A 17,496-nucleotide genomic window follows, 5' to 3' on the forward strand; every position below is an offset into this window, starting at 1 on the left:
TGATATAGTTGCTGGGTGTGATATACAAAAAGCGCGTCTAAAAAACAAAACAAAAACTTACGTGAGGGAGTCTGACATGGCTGAGAGCCCATTCACCGGATGCTGGAAGATCGATTACGAAAGATGCAGACAATGGAACTTTGAAACTAACAGTTGGGCTCCCGATAAAGTTGACAGAGAGGATCTGAGGCTACTGATCGACGGAGACATATACGACTGGGACCTGACGGTAGGGACTGATCCTGCCTATCGGATGGTTCACACCTCGGTGATAGACGGTGGATGGGCTCCCTATATGTGCCGAGACATTGTACGAATCAACACAACAGATGAAGGCGACCGTAGCGACGAACGTGCACTTATCAATCTGCCGAAGTACTACGCAGGCCAACCGACTGCGTATATCAAGATTGTGAAAATCACGGATTCGTACATGTACCGAATCAGTAAAGGGCTCGATGGGAAACCCAGTTACGTTCTCACAACTGAGGTCATAGACGACGGCCAGCGCATTACCGGGTATCTCATGACCCCGGACGGCCAGGTCCTCTACAATCGAACGTTGCTGCGCTCAGACCCCTTCTGAGAACCTGTTTGCGAACGAGCGCGGGCTTGATTCTGACCGCGCTCTGTTAAACAAGGAAACTCGATTGCCCAAAACTCTCCGGGTCCCCAGCAGGAGAGCGTCGGTGCGGTGTGTCGGGAATCATAAGCCTGTGAGTAATTTCACGGGATCAACACCTATTGCATGTCATTACCCGGCTTAAAACAATAGTTACGGCAAGGGCCTGTGCGTTCATGCCTGGCCAACTCATATGGCTATCTCATTCGGTCGAGCCGAACGTGCTCCTATGAGTTTGCTAAGCCCATTTTGTGGCCAATCTGCGGCCGTTCCCCCTCCAGCCTAGCTCGCCGTGTCGGACCTGATGCGGGCCTTATTATGTCTTTCGATCCATTCAATCAATTGATTGACATCATGGGGGTTCGATGCTTACATGAGCTCAGTAAGACCCTTCCATCGGGTGGGTTCTACACAGCTTTTGCTTCAAATAAATGAATAATAACAATAACCTGCACGGGAGTTCTGGAATGGCCGCAGTGGAGTGTTTCTACCCGAAGCTTTCAAAATTCAGTGTTGCGCTAGCTATAGCGACCTGTGGCGTAGCCCCTCAGGTATTCGCGCTCAATCTTGACCTTGACAACCCTGACTTCTCGGTACGCCTGGATACCACAGCCAAATACACTGCTGGTTGGCGAATGGAAGGGCGCGATAGTAAAATTGCGAATGCCCCAAACAGCGATGAGAGTGACAACAGATTCGACAAAGGTGACCAGATCCTCAATCGAGTTGATTTGTTGTCCGAAATGGATGTTATCTACAAGCGCAAATACGGATTTCGCATGAGCGCCGCAGGCTGGTATGACCAGGCGTACGACGATGGCAAGATAAAACAGAGTCCTGCAGTGGAAGGGGCTGGCTTTGATAGCAGCTACGACAATGATCACGACTCAGGTCTGGTGAAACGCTATTACAACGGCCCTTCAGGAGAGTTACTGGACGCCTTTGTTTTTGCGAACATGGATTTGGCTGGTACCTCGCTGAATGTGAAAGCAGGTAGGCATACAGTATATTGGGGCTCTGCTACATTCGACTTCTTTGCACAGGGCATAGCCTACGGCCAAGCGCCAATAGATACCCGGAAATCGACTGCCGTACCGAGTACCACTGCGAAGGAAGCGTTTCTTCCGGTCAACCAAATCTCTTTCCAATCACAGGTACTACCCACGGTATCGCTGGCGGGGCAGTATTTTCTTGATTGGAAACCGACACGCTTTTCGGAAGGTGGCACCTATTTTGGTGCGGCGGATTTCTTATTTGATGGACCTGACAAGTTTCCCCTTGCACCACATTTCAACCTGCGTCGAGAGGACGGTATAAAGCCTGATAAGAAGCATGGTAGCTTTGGCTTGAGCGCAAACTGGACACCCGACGCACTGAATGGTGGTTCTTTAGCTCTGTATTACCGTCAGTTTGATGACCCGACCCCGTGGTTGGCGCCACTGGTTGACCTCAATGCCGGCACTTATCGCCTAGTCTATCCAGAAGACATCAAGTTGCTTGGTATTGGTCTTAATATGAATGTTGACGGCGTTAGTTATGGCGTCGATTTGTCCGCTCGTAAAGACACACCGTTGATCGCTTTAGGTATAAATCCGGCGAATAATGAAGGGCCACGCGGCGATACCTTGCATCTTTTGACAAACTTCGTAGCGGGCCTTACGCCTACAGCACTCTGGGATACCGGTACAGTTATTGGTGAGTTGTCATACTCACATTTATTAAATGTTACGAAGAATAAAGAGTTTTTTAATGGTGAAGGCTACGGCTGTCAAGGTGCTATAGATCGTCACGACGGGTGCGCAACGCAAAACTTCTGGGGTGTGGGCATGCAATTCAGTCCGCAGTGGCTGCAAGTGCTACCAGGTCTAGACTTATCTATGCCTATCACCGCACGCTACGGCTTAAGTGGTAATGGCGCCACTAGCTTGAGTGGTAACGAAGGGCACTATGGTTATTCGGTCGGTGTTGCGGCGGATGTTTTCTTCAGGCACAAAATAGCACTTACTTACAGCGACACATACTATGACATTAATAGCGTAGTAAATGGTGTGGCAACCTCCGGCAATGGTGGTTATACAACCAATGACCGCGGTTTCCTGACGTTGTCGCTTCAAACCAGTTTCTAAAAAACAGAAAGCGTGGCAGGAGAACAATAATGATTCCGCGAATTTTGCTGGGCGCCGTAATTTCAATGATCATAGGGGGACAGACTTTTGCTGCAGTTTCCCCTGAAGAGGCGAAAAAGCTTGGGGCACAGCTTACTGACTTTGGAGCTATCAAAGCTGGTAATGCTGAAGGCACCATTCCCGAATACGCTGGAGGAGTCTTAACGCCACCGGCCAGCTATAAACCTGGGAGTGGCCGATACCCTGATCCGTTTGCTAACGAAAAGCCATTATTTACTATCACTGCGGCTAACATGGTGCAGTATGCCGACAAGTTGGATGAAGGCACGCAGGGGCTGCTAAAACGTTGGCCAGAAACTTTTAAGTTACCTGTATACCCGACGCATCGCACGGCACCTTATCCTGACTGGGTGTTAAGCAACACCAAGAAGAATGCGACCGTTGCCAAGCTTGTCAATGAAGGCGGTGACGGCGTGGTAGGTGCTTACGGTGGTATTCCCTTCCCGATCCCGAAAAATGGCCTCGAAGTATTGTGGAATCATTTGCTCTACTGGCAACCGGTCGCCGCAGAGTCTCGCTCTCCGGGCTATTTGGTAGACGGAGCAGGTAAAGTTAACCTGATGAGTGTTATGGATACCTACAATGAGGTGCCTTATTACAATCAGGCAAATACAGAGGTCAAAGGCCCTTGGTACAAATTGAAAGCTATCGCTCAAGAGCCGGCACGTGTCGCTGGGGATGGTTATCTACTACACTATCCGCTTGATTATGAAAAAAGCACTGACAACACGTGGTCCTATTCTCCAGGGCAGCGGCGCGTCCGGTTGGCACCTGAGTTCAAGTACGATACACCGTCTCCAGCTTATGGCGGCGGAGTATATTTCGACGAAACCTATCTTTATTCGGGACGGCCTGACCATTTCAACTGGAAGTTGGTTGGGAGGAAGGAGATGTATATTCCTTATAACGCCTATGCGCAGTTTAACGCTCCATCGGATAAGCTTCTGGGTGCAAAGCATATGAATCCAGAATATACGCGTTGGGAATTGCATCGCGTGTGGGAAGTAGAGGCCACAGTAAAAGAAGGTGTGCGCCACGCTGCAAAAAAACGCGAATTCTATTTCGATGAGGATAGCTGGAAGCTGGTCATGTACTCTGGGTTTGATCAAACCGGCCAGTTGTTTAGGGTAGGTAATAACGCACTGCTTCAATTTTACGATCCAAAGGTGCAATGGATGTTCGGTTCCGTGACGGTATACGATTTGACCCGCAGCCAATACGTATCTACTCCAGTATTTGGTGACAAGGGCGCGTATGCAAGACCTACGGATCTGCGAGCTGAGTTTGAGACCACTAGCAACGCTTTGCAAGGGACCGGTATTCGCTAGTGCTTTTACTTTCAATCTTGCGTGCGAATAGCACTGAATAACTATTGTGTTGTTAGCCTTTCCAGCTTGGTTTTTGTCGCTTCAACGCGGCAGAGACCAAGACCTGGAATTGCCAGAAGAAGAAAGAAAATAATGAGACGATACCGTTATAAACTCATCTCTGCACTCGCTGCATTACTGCTATCCACGCTGGTGGCAGCGAGTGGTTTCATAGACCCTCTTGATACTCCAGTAGTACTGACCAAACGGGCTGAGTCAAGCTTTATGCTCTCTGTCGCACGTGCTGGATCGCGATTGATAGCGGTGGGTGAGTTTGGGCGTATTATTGTTTCAAATGATCACGGAAGTACCTGGAAGCAAGTAGAAAGCCCAGTTAGTGCTGATTTGGTGAGTGTCTGTTTTTCTACAGACACAACTGGGTGGGCGACTGGGCACGGTGGCGTCGTGTTGCATACAGCCGATGGAGGCTTGACGTGGGAAAAAGTAATTGACGGGCGGCAAGTTGTTACCTTGGCGCTTGACTACTTTCAGCAAAGGCTAGCGACCGGTGACGCGGCGGCAGCGCAATATATTCAGGACGTTCAGTTAAATTTTAAAAACGGTCCGGAAATGCCGTTCCTGGACGTTTGGTTTGGAGATAAAGGCCAAGGCTTTGTGGTCGGTGGTTTCGGGCTGATTTTAGCAACGCAGGATGGCGGTAAACATTGGACACCATGGATGGACCGGGTTCAAAACCCAGATGTGCTTCATCTAAATGCGGTGAGTCGCGTTGGCGATGACGTATTTATTGTGGGTGAACGAGGAATGGTGTGGAAACTGGATGAGTCTGGCCAGCGTTTCATTGCTCACCCTAGCGGTTATACCGGAAGTTTTTTTGGTGTTACGGGTGATAAAAATAATGTGATAGCTTTTGGTTTGCGCGGAAATGCCTACCGCAGTAGCGATGAGGGCAAAAGCTGGCAATCGCTGTCGCTTCCGACTCAAGCCAGTATCAATGATGGGGTTGTGACGCCCGAAGGGATACTTGCGCTGGTTACACAGAGTGGTGAGGTAGTAGCAGGGCCGGTAAGTAGCTCAGAGTTTATTGTCTCTCGAGTAAAACATCCAACCGTGTTGGCAGGTGTTGTATTTACAGAACCAAATATTTTGGTGATCGCTGGCATGAATGGTGTGCAGACCGAGGCGTTATCTATCACTCCACATTCAACCACCCAAGCATTCAAATAATAAGAGGTGTCCCATGGCTGGCAACCAGTCAAATTCTACTGATTTTCCAGTAATAGCTGACCCTCGGTATTTTGATTTGCTCACAGGTAGTTGGGTGGAGCGGGTTATCTTCAACCATCGTTTGATTATTTTGTTATCCATTGCAATGTTGTCTGCTTTTCTCGGTTGGCATGCTACAAAAATCCCCGTCAACAGCAGCTTTGAGCAGATGATTCCCCAGTCTCATCCCTGGATTCAGAACTATTTGCTGAATAAAGAATCACTGCAAGGGCAGGGGAATACTGTAAGGATTGTCGTAGAAAACACTAAGGGTGATATATTAGACGCGGCTTACCTTGAAGTGCTGCGTCGTATTAATGATGAGGTATTTTTGACTCCGGGTGTGGACCGCTCTTGGATGCGCTCTCTCTGGATGCCAATTGTGCGCTGGACAGAAGTAACCGAAGAAGGCTTTCGCGGCGGTCCAGTTATGCCAGATCGCTTTGACGGATCTGCAGAAAAAATTGACCAGTTGCGAAGAAATATTCTGGCTGCCGGGCTTGTCGGCAATATGGTGTCAAATGATTTTAAATCAAGCATGTTACAAGTACCAGTACTTGAACGGATGCCAGGCACTGATGCGCCAATAGACTATAATGCTTTGGGTAAAAATCTGGCGCAGCTAATAGTAAAATATGATACTGACAACGTTAAAGTTCATGTTGTGGGTTTTGCTAAGCTAGTTGGCGACTTGATTGCTGGTCTCGTCGAAGTGATGATGTATTTTGCGGTATCCACAGTGATCGCCGCGCTATTTGTATTTTTTTATACCCGCTGCTTGCGAAGCACTCTGCTGCTCGTGTTGGTCTCAATCCTGGGGGTCGTATGGATGTTGGGATTGATGCAGCTGTTTGGGTTTGTCTTAGATCCCTATTCCGTTCTTGGACCTTTTCTGATTTTCGCCATCGGTCTCTCACATGGCGCGCAAAAAATGAATGGTGTAATGCGCGACATCGGACGCGGAGCTCACAAATATGTCGCCGCCCGTTACACCTTTCGACGTTTGTTTTTGACGGGGCTGATGGCGTTATTGGTAAATATTGTTGGCTTTGCTGTGCTTATGATTATCGATATTCCGGTCATTCGCAATTTGGCTCTTACGACTAGCCTAGGTGTGACGGTGTTGGTCTTTACGAAGCTGGTACTGATTCCAGTTTTGCTTTCCTATATAGGTGTGGCACCGGAAGCGGCGAAACGCGCATTGAACGAGTCCGATAATAAGGACAAGGCTAATGCCGGTATCAGTTTCTTTTGGGAGTTTTTGATCCGGTTTACTACCCGGCGGTGGGCATTGGGCGCTATTTTGCTGGCATTGATGCTAGGTGGTGGTGCGCTACTGATACGTATGGATATTCAGGTAGGCGATCTTGGCGCGGGAGCTCCAGAACTCAGGCCTGATTCCCTTTACAACAAAGACGTTGCGTTCAACAACGCTAACTTTGGTTTGTCCAGCGATCAATTCACTGTGATCGTCAAGACTCCCTCTGGACTATGTGAAAGCTTTGAGACGATGACCGAAGTATTACGGTTAAGCGAAATGTTGCGTGACGTTCCTGGTGTTTTAGCAGTGCGTAGTGCAGCGGATGCAGTGAAACTGACGGCATCGGGTTATTATGAAGCCAATCCACGGTGGATGTCCTTGAGTCGAATCCCAAGTACCCTCGCTGCAGCGCGCAGTCAAGTGTTGGTTGATCAGCCTGAGTTGACCAATAGCGAGTGCGCGATTCTACCAGTGATTGCGTACCTTGAAGACCATAAGGCCGCAACGCTCAATCGCGTTGCCAGTGCGGTTCAAGCATTTGCCCTTGCGAACGATACGGAAGATCGCCAATTCATGCTTGCCGCAGGAAGTGCAGGCATAGAAGCGGCTACAAATATTGTCGTACATAGGTCTTTTTGGCATATACATTTCTTACTCTACGGTGCAGTAACGCTGCTATGCCTTATAACGTTCCGCTCTTGGCGTGCAACGTTGGTGGCTTTGATCCCGCTGATATTGACCTCGGTATTGTGTGAAGCACTGATGGTCTTGCTTGGTATTGGAATCAAAGTTGCCACGTTACCCGTGATTGCGCTGGGGGTAGGGGTGGGGGTGGACTACGCGCTGTATCTGCTCAGCGTGCAATTACTCATGCAACGACAGGGGCATACCCTTTCCACCGCATATAGAGGATCGCTCGAGTTTACCGGAAAGGTGGTAGCCCTCATCGGTTTGACCATGGCTGCGGGGGTGGTCACATGGGTGTGGTCACCGATTAAGTTCCAGGCAGACATGGGCGTTCTCCTGACCTTCATGTTCCTTTGGAACATGCTCGGGGCACTCATTCTGATCCCGGCCTTGTCGCATTTCCTATTGCCTGGTACATCCGATACGACGGGCAAGGCGCCTACGGGGCGTGATATGGCAGACAAGAAACCTGAACCCCTTGCTGCTGAAAGACATGTCGTCGCTGACGTGTGAAAAGAAGGCATTACATCATCAATCGGACTAGTAAATCACAACAGAGGAACCGAACCATGTGGACAAAACCTGCCTATACAGACCTACGAATTGGTTTTGAAGTAACGATGTACTTCGCAAATCGTTGAGTCCGATACTGAGGGGGCCCTGGATTGCAGGGCCCGCCTCTACCTTCCTGGAGCTTTTCACATGCGCTGGTGATTGTGAAACGTCTCTGAAACAACTGCCACAGGCTGAGTCGAGTTCTGCAGCACTTCGCTGATTCGCGAAATCATGAGTCTGCGATGGCCATTTGTGGACAATCTATCAAACGAGGCCTACGGCGACTGTTATAGAGGTTTCAGGGGTCATCCCAGATTTCCGCAGAAAATATCATTATTGCCGTCGAACGGGCTGGCTCGAACGACTAGCGTATAACCACCGGACCGCAGCGCATCGTAGGCCAGCGGTACTCTCTTCCAGAGTTGTGTCGCCGCCCTCACATCATACAGATCCGTAACCCTTTCATTTAGCGAATAGACCGGGTTCGGTTCATGCGTGGTGCAGTTTCCCAAATAGATGTAAGTGTACAAATGCTCGGGTATTGTGGTGCCATCGGGAACACCACTGGCAAACACTACGAGTTCAGTCTCATTGCCCAAGGGTGTCAAAACTGCTTGGGCAATACGCCCGGCATTGAAGCTGGTTGCCTGCAGTGGAACGGTGACAATCTGCTTGGGTGCGGTTGTACACCCGGAGATCCACCCGGCCACTATCACCAATACCAGCGAAGATACGATTTTCATCGCAAACCTCCCGCGTTGTAAGGACTCGTTAAAGTGATCCCCCATTCAAATTTTAGTCGTCTATGCAGTCCCGTACTTTATTCGGATAGTCGGTCTAATCGCGATTGGATATGTACCCGTTAGCGAATCGGATTTTGACCAAATTTAAAGGCTTGCTCCAAGGAGATTACCGTTCGGCTCGAATGCGATAAAAAGCGGGGGGGGGGGGCAACAAATAGACGCAAAAATGAGGCTCTCGTGGACGGCGTAATGGCAGTGTTTCAGATGGTATTCATCATTTTCGCGACGCGCTGACCAACCCAATTCAATCAACCCATCGAAACAGTAACTAAAAACCCACCTGCCAGAAATTTACGGCAAGTGGCGTGTAACTGCAGACGAACAGCGGTGTGAGTTACCGTGAAGTGTTTTTAGTCATGACGCCGATTGAATGGGCGGGGATTACCAACCTGTCGGTGATAGGCGAAGTAAGTAGAATTGACCACGTTACCTCCGCTGATAGAAAGCAGTCAGTAGGTCAAGATTTAGTGTTGTAAGGACGACAGTCAAGTGTTCACTATAGGGCCGTAAGCCTCATCGCAAAGGCCGAGGCAAAGTTTTACAAAAAATTTCTGGAGATAGTTCGAGGATGACATAACCGCTCCTTTCTGGAGTGTCTTGGAGTTTGACTATCCAACTACTAATGCTATTCATAATATAACGTTCGTTACATAGTTCTGATCGCTTTATTATGCTCCTACTTTGTCCCGAGACCCTGATCCGTTATATCGACCGGTTCCTGATGTTCTACCTCCGCACCGCCGACAAATTGCAGCGCACCTCGGTCTGGCGTGAAAGCCTTGAGGGCGGCCTGGATTGTTGGCGCCGACGCCGAATTGCCCCAGTTGTCGAGATTTCACTGACCCAGTCTGACTCCTCGCGAATCATTGTCTGCGCTGGATTTGTGCAGGTTTGGAGATGGGTCAGTCTTACCTCGGCACGTGGGTCAATTCGGCGTCGGCGTCAACATACCAACCCTTCTGCTACCTGAATCAGCATCTCCTCAACCCGCCGGGTGCCTTGGATGGTGGAGAGCATCGCAATTGGGCTTTTGCCCGAAAAGCGATCCTTAGACTTGGATAGTCAACGCTCGACCGCGACAAAAGCGGTCAGGTCGTTGACGTTATTCCGCGCCATTAATCTGTCCTTGGTATGAGTCCATTCCGATTGTACCGCCTTATCGCGTTGCCCATGCCTTGGTAGGTTAGCTCCGGGAGAAGCTCAATGCGTATGCTTCCACCGGCGGCAACCTGGAGTACAGCACCTTTTCGCCTTACGGCTATAGTGGGGCGTTTTACTACGGCAAGGTCACCCATAACGGGTAGCCAGTGAGGTTTCGGTAGAAAGCATTTATCTCAGGTGATTTCAGCGTTGTCGATAAGCGGCCGGTCTACCTGCCGCTTGTGGATTTGAAAACCCCGCTGAGGACGAAGGCGTAGCGTTCCGGACGGATAAAAAACGTTGTGCGGTCGCAGCAGCGACCGTTGGCAAAATAGGAGGTGCGCTCCATGACCAACAGTGCTGCGCCGCGTTTGACGTGCAGCGCGCTGGCCAGGCTTTTATCGGCCTCTTGCGCGCGGATCGCCAGGTCGGCGCGGATGACCGCCGAGCCCGTAATCGACTCGAGAATGGAATAGATCGGCTGATGTTCGACCTCGGTCCATATCACGCCGGCCAACTCGGCGGGCAAATGGCTGCGCCCCAGTGCGATGGGTTCGTCATCGACGAAATGCAGTCGCTCCAGAAGCAGGCAATCGTCCGCTTCTTCAAATAAGCCGCGCAATGCCTCTGGAACTGGCTGCAGGGTATGGCTGATGACGCACATGCTCGGTTCGAGCCCTTGCAGCAGCAAGGCTTCATGAAAACTGCGTAACGCATCGAGGCCGTGCCGAACCTGTTTGGCGGCCACGAAGGTGCCTTTCCCTTGTTTGCGCTCCACCACCCCGTCTTCGCTGAGCTTGCCCACCGCCAGGCGAACCGTGACGCGGCTGACCGCAAAGCGTTGGCCCAACTCCGCCTCTGACGGCAGCTTGCCGCTGGGTTCGTAATCGCCACGTTGAATTTCTTCGAGCAGCTGATGGGCGATCTGTTCGTAGAGTGAGGTCGTGCTGTCGCGAAGAATGGACGTGGACACTGTCGGCTTCCATGGCCTTTGAGTGAGGCGATGTGGCTTCACTTCTAAGGTTATAAAAATAGGTTATTGGGACTACTTGTATTAATACGTATTATGTCAGGCACTCTCATTGTAAACGACCTGACGACACTTGCCATGCCCGAAACCACTCCTTACTCACAGCAGCAAGCCGACGCGCTAACGGTCGATGACATCAGCTTCAGCTACCCCAGTGGGCATCGCGTATTTTCCTCTTTCAGTCTGAACGCCAAGCCCGGCGAATTCGTCGCGATTCTGGGGCCATCTGGCTGCGGGAAAACGACGTTGCTGAACTTGTTGTCAGGTTTTGTGCAACCGCAGAGCGGTCAGATCAGTATCAACCAGACGGCGGTGCGTCCGGAGCGTTCGGAGTTGGGTTATGTGTTTCAGGCTCCTCAGTTGTTTCCCTGGTTGAGCGCTTTGGAAAACGTCCGTTTCGGTCTACGGATGACGGCTCAGGCCAGCGAACCGCAGCAGCGTGCTCAAGCGTTGCAGTACCTGCGTCTGGTCGGTCTGGAGAATGCGGCGCATCGGTTGCCGCATCAGCTCTCCGGCGGTATGCAGCAGCGCGTATCCCTGGCCAGAACCCTGGCACTCGAGCCAAGCGTGTTACTCATGGATGAGCCATTCGCCGCGCTGGATGCCATCAGCCGCAACAGCATGAATGAAGAGACGTTGCGTATCTGGGCCGAACTGGGTCAGACGGTGCTGTTCATTACCCACGATATCGACGAAGCGGTGTTTCTGGCGGATCGGGTCATCGTGCTCAACATTGCCCCTGGCGGTATCCATAGCGAACTGAATATTCATTTGCCGCGCCCTCGCTCCAACCTGAAAACCCGCCGTTTGCCGGCCTTCCTCGATTACCGCAATGAGCTGATGGAGCGCATTTCCCAGGTCATGGAAGTGTCTGAAGCCACGGCTTACCCAACCCGTCAACCCGAGTTAACCGCATGATCAAACGTTCGCTGCTTACCCTTTCATTGTCTGTTGCCGTATTGGCAAGCAGCACATTTGCCGTGGCTGGCGAAGAGAAACCCTTGCGTGTGGGGTATGTCTTCGCCATGGCCAATGCTCCGGCGTTGATCGCAGACAAACAGGGTTACTACCGTGAGGAAGGCTTGAATGTCGATCTCAGGGCATTGGGCGATGGACCGGTCATCCAGCAGGCGCTGGCGGCCGGTGAGCTGGATGTGGCCTATGTCGGTACGCCGCCGGTGTACCAATGGTTTTCCCGGGGGCTGCAAAGCCGGATTCTGGCGAAGGTCAACTACGGTCAGGCCGCGGTGATCGTCGATGCCAAGAGTCCGATTGCCACCCTGGATGAGCTCAAGGGAAAAAAGCTGGCCGGGGTCAAGAAGGGCAGCGGAATGGATGTGCTGCTGCGCGGTTATGTCCTGAAAGAAAAGGCCGGGCTCAATCCTGATCAGGACCTCGACATCATTGATATGCCGCCAGGCAACATGAACGCCGCGCTGGAACGCGGCATCGTCGATGCAGCATTTTCCTGGGAACCCTTCGTCAGCCAGTCGTTGCTGCGTGGGTCGAGTCGGATTCTGTTCGACGTGAACCAGGCGCTGCCTAATTACCCGTGGTACGTGGTGATCGCGTTACCCAAAACCTTGCAGGAACGACCGGACGACGTGGTGAAGCTGCTGCGTGCGCACCGCAAGGCCATCGCTTTCCTCAATGAGCATCCCGCCGAGTCGAATCGAATCATCGCCGAGGCGTTCAAACTCGAGTCGGTGCAGGGGGCTGACGGCAAGACCATTGCTCCAGAAACCATCGTCGCCCAAGCGCGTACGCGACTGGGCTGGTCGGCGGGCTTGCAGGCTTCAGATATTCAATTCATCCAGCGCTTGATGAACTACTCCCACGACCTGGGCTTTATCGATACCACGCTCAAGACCGAGCAGATCGTGGATACCTCCTACCTGGAAAAAGCCTCGCGCTGAGTCTGTCATGTCCTTGCCAAAACCGAATTGGGGATGGGCTTCGTTGCCATTCCTGCTGTTGATCTGGATGGCCCTGGCCAGCCGCTTTCCCACTTACATCCTGCCGCAGCCATGGGATGTCGCCCGTGAGGCGCTGCGCTGGTTGGGCGATAGTTCGCTCTGGCAGCACCTCAGGGCCAGCGTCATCGAAGAGGTTGGCGGTTTCTGCACAGCGGTGATTGTCGCGATTCTGCTGGGCACGGCCGGTGGCCTGTCCTCGCGTTTTCGCGATTTCATCTCGCCGCTCAACAGCCTGTTCATGGCCATCCCGCCGATTGCCTGGGCGCCGCTGATCATGATCATTTTTGGCCTGGGTTATGTCTCCATCGTGCTGGTGATTTTCATTGCCGCGGTGTTCCCCATGGCAGTGACCATTCAGGAGGGCGTGCAGAGTATTCGGGGTGGCGAAGTCCGCGCGGCACGCACCTTGGGCGCCACCCCCTGGCAACTGCTCGCCCATGTTTACCTGCCGGCCTCGTTGCCGTTTGTGACAGCAGCCCTGCGCATCGGCTTCAGTCAGGGCTGGCGGGCGCTGGTCGCGGCGGAAATGATCGGCGCGTCCCAGGGCATCGGCTGGATGGTGTCCACGGGCGGGCAGATCGGCAACAGCAGCCAGGTGCTGCTGGGCATTGTCCTGATCGGCCTGATTGCCTGGCTGATGGAGAGTTTTGTGTTCAGGCGCATCGAGCGTCACTACCAGAAATGGCGGGTGCAATAAGCATCGGCATTTGTCTTCGAACCCCTTCAAACCTTCAGTGGACCACTGCACGAGGTGTCATGTGAGTAACGTTTTCGATCCCCGCGAAGCCGGGCATTACATTGCCCCGCAAGGCCTCTACGAACGTAACAAGAAACGCCCGTTTCTGGGCAGCATCAACTGCGATCGTGACACGCTGATTGCCGGTCAGTGGGATGAAATCACCCTGGTCTACGAGGTGGGTGGCAGCGGCCTGGCGGATGGCGCCTGGGTGAAACTGGCCTTCAAGTTCTACTCCGACTGGGCGTTGTTCCAGACCTCGAATCCGGCCGGCCCGAACTATGTCAGCACCGAATATCAGGCGGGTGAATTGGTCCCCGGTCAGAGCCAGGCCACCGTGCAACACTTGAAAGTGCGCTTCGACCAGAAGGGCCATGAACGGCCGTTTCAGAAAGCGATCATCATCGACATCATCGACGGTTACCTGAATCCGGGGGACAAAATCACCATTCGCCTGGGCGATCGTCGTCAGGGCGGCGCGGGGACACGGGTGCAGAGTTTCGTCGAGAAAGACTTCCGCTTCCGTTTGTTCATCGACCCGCTAGGCAGCTCGAAATTTGCCGAGGTGCCTGGCGATCCACTGCTGAACATCCTGCCGGGACCCGCGCAAAGCGTGCAGTTGATTGTGCCTCGTCTGGTCAGCGCGGGTGAGGCGTTCGACGTTTTGCTCAGGGTTGATGATGCCTGGGGCAACACCTGCCGCAACTTGCCGCTCAAGGGTGTCCTGACCCTCGTTGACCCCGAAGGGGGCGAGCGACAACAGCCGTTCAACTTGGCGGCCGAAGGCTGGGCGACTGCCCGGCTCGAGGGTTTTGATCTCGGTGCGGTGGGCGAGTGGCGTTTGTCGGCCGAGGTGGCGGCGCCTTTTGTGCGCGCGGCTCAGGCCTTTGTCACGGTCGATCCGGCCGGCACCGCACTGCGCCCGCTGTACGCCGACCTGCATGTGCACTCCGATGACACCGTGGGCACTAACGACACCTTGTACAACCTCAGCTACGGTCGCGATGTTGCCGGGCTCGATGTGCTGGGATACACCGCCAATGACTTCAATATCACCGAGCAACGCTGGGATCAGGCGGTCCAGCTGATTCACGAGCTCAACGAGCCCGGTCGATTCGTTTGTTATCCCGGTACCGAATGGTGCGGCAATTCCTGCGCGGGCGGCGACCGTAATGTGGTGTTCCTGCATGACCGAAAACCCGAGTTCCCATTCGATAATCAAGGGCGGCTGGTGCGTTCCTTCGAATGGAACGAGTTCACCGCCGGCACCATCAAGCCGGGCGCTTGGCCGGTGGACGAGCTGTACGCTGCCTATGCCAAGGACCCTGAAGGCCATCTGATGATGCCGCATGTGGGTGGGCGGCGTTGCAACCTCGATTGGCATCATCCGGAGCTGGAGCGGCTGATCGAAGTCGGTTCGGCCTGGGGGCAATTTCATTGGGTCTACGCTGAGGCCCTTCAGCGCGGTTATCGGGTCGGTGCCGCTGCCAATAGCGATGAGCACCAAGGCCGTTGCGGCGGCGGTGTTCCGGCCACGGCGGTGTTCGGTTCTCGCGGCGGGCTGACCGGTGTCGTGGCTGACGGCTTTGACCGCGCCAGTGTCGGCAAGGCGCTTCGCGCACGACGCACCTTTGCCACGACCGGCGAGCGTTCATTTGCCAGCCTGCGTCAGGGCAAGCACTTTATGGGCGAAGTCTTCACTGCCGATTCGAATGCCACACTGGATTACCGACTGCTGGGCGAGGCGGGCTGGGAGCAGGTCGATCTGTTCGATGGCGACAAGCTGATCTGGTCGCGCAACCTGCATCAGGAGCTGGGTTTTTCCGCCCAGCGCATTCGTTTGCGGTTGGGTGGCGCAAGGATCAAGGACCGCTATCGCGGCGCTTATTGGACCGGCGAGATTCGCGTGACGGGCGCAGTCATCAATGGCTTTCGCGCCTTGGGTCTCGATCACCCCGAGCAAACCGTATGGCGTAAGGATGCAACGGTTCTGGCTTTTCGCACCGACACCAACGGCGATACCGACAGCATCGAAATCGACCTGTCACAACTGGCCGGCGCTACGCTGCAGATTCACAGCCGCATTGACAACTACATCAAGGTCGGCGACCCGTCCGAACCGCAACCCTACGTGCACGCGCCGACTGTGCTGATGGAATTGTCCGGCGAAGCGTTGCTGGCGCAATCTCAAGTGATCGAAGAGTTGCCGGGAGCGGAATTGAAAGTGTCCCTCGAACGGACAACCTCTGCGCCACTGCCTCGTGAGCTGCAAGGGCAGATCGAGCTTGCCCGGCTGAATCTGGAACAGGGCCGTGAACATCCATTGTTCATCTGCGCCCGTCAGCGGGATCAATCCAGAGTCTGGACCTCGGCACTGTTTCTTACGTTGTAAACGTTTATGCGACAGCGGCGGGGCTTCTCAGGTCAGCCCCGGTTCGCGACGTTATCGTCGATCGCTCGGCGACTGCTTGATAACTCATAAGCAGTCGCCTTCGGGCTATAGGTCGTTGCCGAAGCGGAATGAGGCTCCGTAAGCCGAATCGGGTAAATGGTTGTCGCCATCCTCCCTCAGCCTGGACCTGAAGGTTCCACTCTGCGGTTGGGTTCTGTAGAGGCCGCGCTTCTGTAATTCGGGAATGATCAACTCCACGAAATCTTCAAGTGTGCCGGGACTGATCAACGGATTGATCATGTAACCGCTGGTGCCGGAAATGCGCGCGTGCTCTTCGATCTTGTCGGCGACCTGTTGCGGGGTGCCGACCAGGATCAGGTCGCTGCCTCGGGTGACGTTGGCAAAACGTTGCTTCACATCCCCGGCAGTCAACGGTTTGCCACTGCCATCGGGGTGCATGACATAGGACGTCAGCCCTTCGGTATGGGTCGACAGTGCATCGCTGTCGGCGTAGCGGCTGATGTCGATGCCGGTGTCGCCCGCATAACTGACCAGTTGCGCCTGAAGATGGTAGTTGCTTTGCAACGCGTCATATTTACGCTGGGCTTCAATCTCGGTTTTGGCAGTGACAATCCGCAGCACGGTCAGGGACTTTACATCCTCACGCTGGCGGCCTCGTGCTTGGGCCTTGGTCCAGATGTCCTCCAGGCCCTGGCGGATTTCCTGAGGGTTGGATTTGGCGATGAAAATCAGCTCGGCGTGCTTCGCGGCAAACTCGCGACCACGACCCGACCAGCCGGCCTGGATCAGCAGCGGTGTGCGCTGCGGCGACGGTGAGGTCAGATGCGGTCCAGCCACCCGATAGTGCTCGCCAGCGTGATTGATCGGCCGTACCCGATCACCTCGAGCATACAATTGACGAGCCTTGTCAGCAACCACGGCGTCATTGGCCCAACTGCCTTCCCAGAGTTTGTACACCACGTCGAGAAACTCTTCGGCGCGTTCATAGCGATCGTCGTGTTTGATCATCTGTTCAAGACCGAAATTACGCGCAGCGCTGGACAGATAAGAGGTCACGATGTTCCAGCCCACCCGGCCATTGGTCAGGTGATCCAGGGTGCTGAAGCGCCGGGCGTGGGTGAAGGGGTGTTCGTAGCTGGTGGTGACCGTAACGCCGAACGCGAGGTTTTCCGTTACCGCAGCCAGGGCGGGAATGATCATCAGCGGGTCGTTGGCCGGAGCTTCCACGGCCCATTTCATCGCAGCATCGGCATTGCCACCAAAGACATCGTAGAAACCCAGCACGTCACCGAAGAACAGCATGTCGAGGTTAGCCTGGTCGGCAATGCGCGCCAGGTTCGACCAGTAGCCTAGGGAGTTGATTGCCAGACGCTCGTCGGCCGGGTGCGTCCAGAGGCTCGGCGCACCGCCGCAGCCCACACTGGCTTGTTCGTAGAGTGCAAACAACAGAGGTTTTGGATCGGACATCGTAGCTCCTGAAAAAGTAGTGGTAG

Annotated in this window: 13 protein-coding genes and 1 pseudogene; 10 read left to right on the top strand and 4 right to left on the bottom strand. The window is 53.7% G+C overall.

The genetic code is table 11. The features are described 5' to 3' along the window. Window positions 1-76: 76 nt before the first annotated feature. The 6 genes from AC07VR_RS18395 (at window position 77) to pqqA (ending at window position 7,991) form a co-directional block, all read left to right on the top strand. The gene (locus tag AC07VR_RS18395; RefSeq protein ID WP_495012099.1) at window positions 77-586 is read left to right on the top strand and encodes a hypothetical protein; all 510 of its coding nucleotides are present in this window, start codon (window positions 77-79) and stop codon (window positions 584-586) included. A gap of 503 nt (window positions 587-1,089) precedes the next feature. Continuing rightward, window positions 1,090-2,748, top strand: a complete 1,659-nt coding sequence (locus AC07VR_RS18400) for a DUF1302 domain-containing protein (protein WP_495012100.1) — start codon at window positions 1,090-1,092, stop codon at window positions 2,746-2,748. A gap of 29 nt (window positions 2,749-2,777) precedes the next feature. Next, window positions 2,778-4,136, top strand: coding sequence for a DUF1329 domain-containing protein (locus AC07VR_RS18405; RefSeq protein WP_495012101.1), 1,359 nt, complete (start codon window positions 2,778-2,780; stop codon window positions 4,134-4,136). A 132-nt stretch (window positions 4,137-4,268) separates the two neighbouring features. Next, a complete protein-coding gene (locus AC07VR_RS18410) occupies window positions 4,269-5,363 on the top strand; it encodes a WD40/YVTN/BNR-like repeat-containing protein (protein ID WP_495012102.1) in 1,095 nt (364 codons plus the stop codon). A 13-nt stretch (window positions 5,364-5,376) separates the two neighbouring features. Beyond that, a complete protein-coding gene (locus AC07VR_RS18415; protein WP_495012103.1) occupies window positions 5,377-7,863 on the top strand; it encodes an efflux RND transporter permease subunit in 2,487 nt (828 codons plus the stop codon). Window positions 7,864-7,919: 56 nt separating this feature from the next. Beyond that, window positions 7,920-7,991, top strand: a complete 72-nt coding sequence (pqqA, locus tag AC07VR_RS18420) for a pyrroloquinoline quinone precursor peptide PqqA (RefSeq protein WP_003243383.1) — start codon at window positions 7,920-7,922, stop codon at window positions 7,989-7,991. Between the two features lie 219 nt (window positions 7,992-8,210). Here pqqA and AC07VR_RS18425 read toward each other — a convergent pair whose 3' ends face one another. The 3 genes and pseudogenes from AC07VR_RS18425 to AC07VR_RS18435 form a co-directional block, all read right to left on the bottom strand. Continuing rightward, complete coding sequence (locus AC07VR_RS18425) at window positions 8,211-8,648, bottom strand: hypothetical protein (RefSeq protein ID WP_495012104.1); 438 nt, start codon at window positions 8,646-8,648, stop codon at window positions 8,211-8,213. Between the two features lie 1,002 nt (window positions 8,649-9,650). Continuing rightward, window positions 9,651-9,755: pseudogene (locus tag AC07VR_RS18430) on the bottom strand (antitoxin Xre/MbcA/ParS toxin-binding domain-containing protein); the annotation flags it as partial. Window positions 9,756-10,077: 322 nt separating this feature from the next. Then, window positions 10,078-10,821: a GntR family transcriptional regulator gene (locus tag AC07VR_RS18435; protein ID WP_495012105.1), complete on the bottom strand. Its 744-nt coding sequence runs from the start codon at window positions 10,819-10,821 to the stop codon at window positions 10,078-10,080. A gap of 135 nt (window positions 10,822-10,956) precedes the next feature. Here AC07VR_RS18435 and AC07VR_RS18440 point away from each other — a divergent pair, with 135 nt between their 5' ends. The 4 genes from AC07VR_RS18440 (at window position 10,957) to AC07VR_RS18455 (ending at window position 15,982) form a co-directional block, all read left to right on the top strand. Next, complete coding sequence (locus AC07VR_RS18440) at window positions 10,957-11,796, top strand: ABC transporter ATP-binding protein (RefSeq protein WP_495012106.1); 840 nt, start codon at window positions 10,957-10,959, stop codon at window positions 11,794-11,796. Further along, complete coding sequence (locus AC07VR_RS18445) at window positions 11,793-12,794, top strand: ABC transporter substrate-binding protein (RefSeq protein WP_495012107.1); 1,002 nt, start codon at window positions 11,793-11,795, stop codon at window positions 12,792-12,794. The genes AC07VR_RS18440 and AC07VR_RS18445 overlap by 4 nt, the downstream gene beginning before the upstream one ends. A gap of 7 nt (window positions 12,795-12,801) precedes the next feature. Beyond that, on the top strand, window positions 12,802-13,551 hold the full coding sequence (locus AC07VR_RS18450) for an ABC transporter permease (RefSeq protein WP_495012108.1): 750 nt from the start codon (window positions 12,802-12,804) through the stop codon (window positions 13,549-13,551). A gap of 61 nt (window positions 13,552-13,612) precedes the next feature. After that, complete coding sequence (locus tag AC07VR_RS18455) at window positions 13,613-15,982, top strand: CehA/McbA family metallohydrolase domain-containing protein (RefSeq protein WP_495012109.1); 2,370 nt, start codon at window positions 13,613-13,615, stop codon at window positions 15,980-15,982. Window positions 15,983-16,087: 105 nt separating this feature from the next. On the opposite strand, the gene AC07VR_RS18460 is transcribed toward AC07VR_RS18455, so the two are convergent. Continuing rightward, window positions 16,088-17,470 carry an LLM class flavin-dependent oxidoreductase gene (locus AC07VR_RS18460; protein WP_495012110.1) on the bottom strand — a complete coding sequence of 461 codons (1,383 nt, stop codon included), beginning with the start codon at window positions 17,468-17,470 and terminating at the stop codon, window positions 16,088-16,090. Window positions 17,471-17,496: the final 26 nt, after the last annotated feature.

This window comes from Pseudomonas sp. GW821-FHT02H09, from assembly GCF_059421425.1.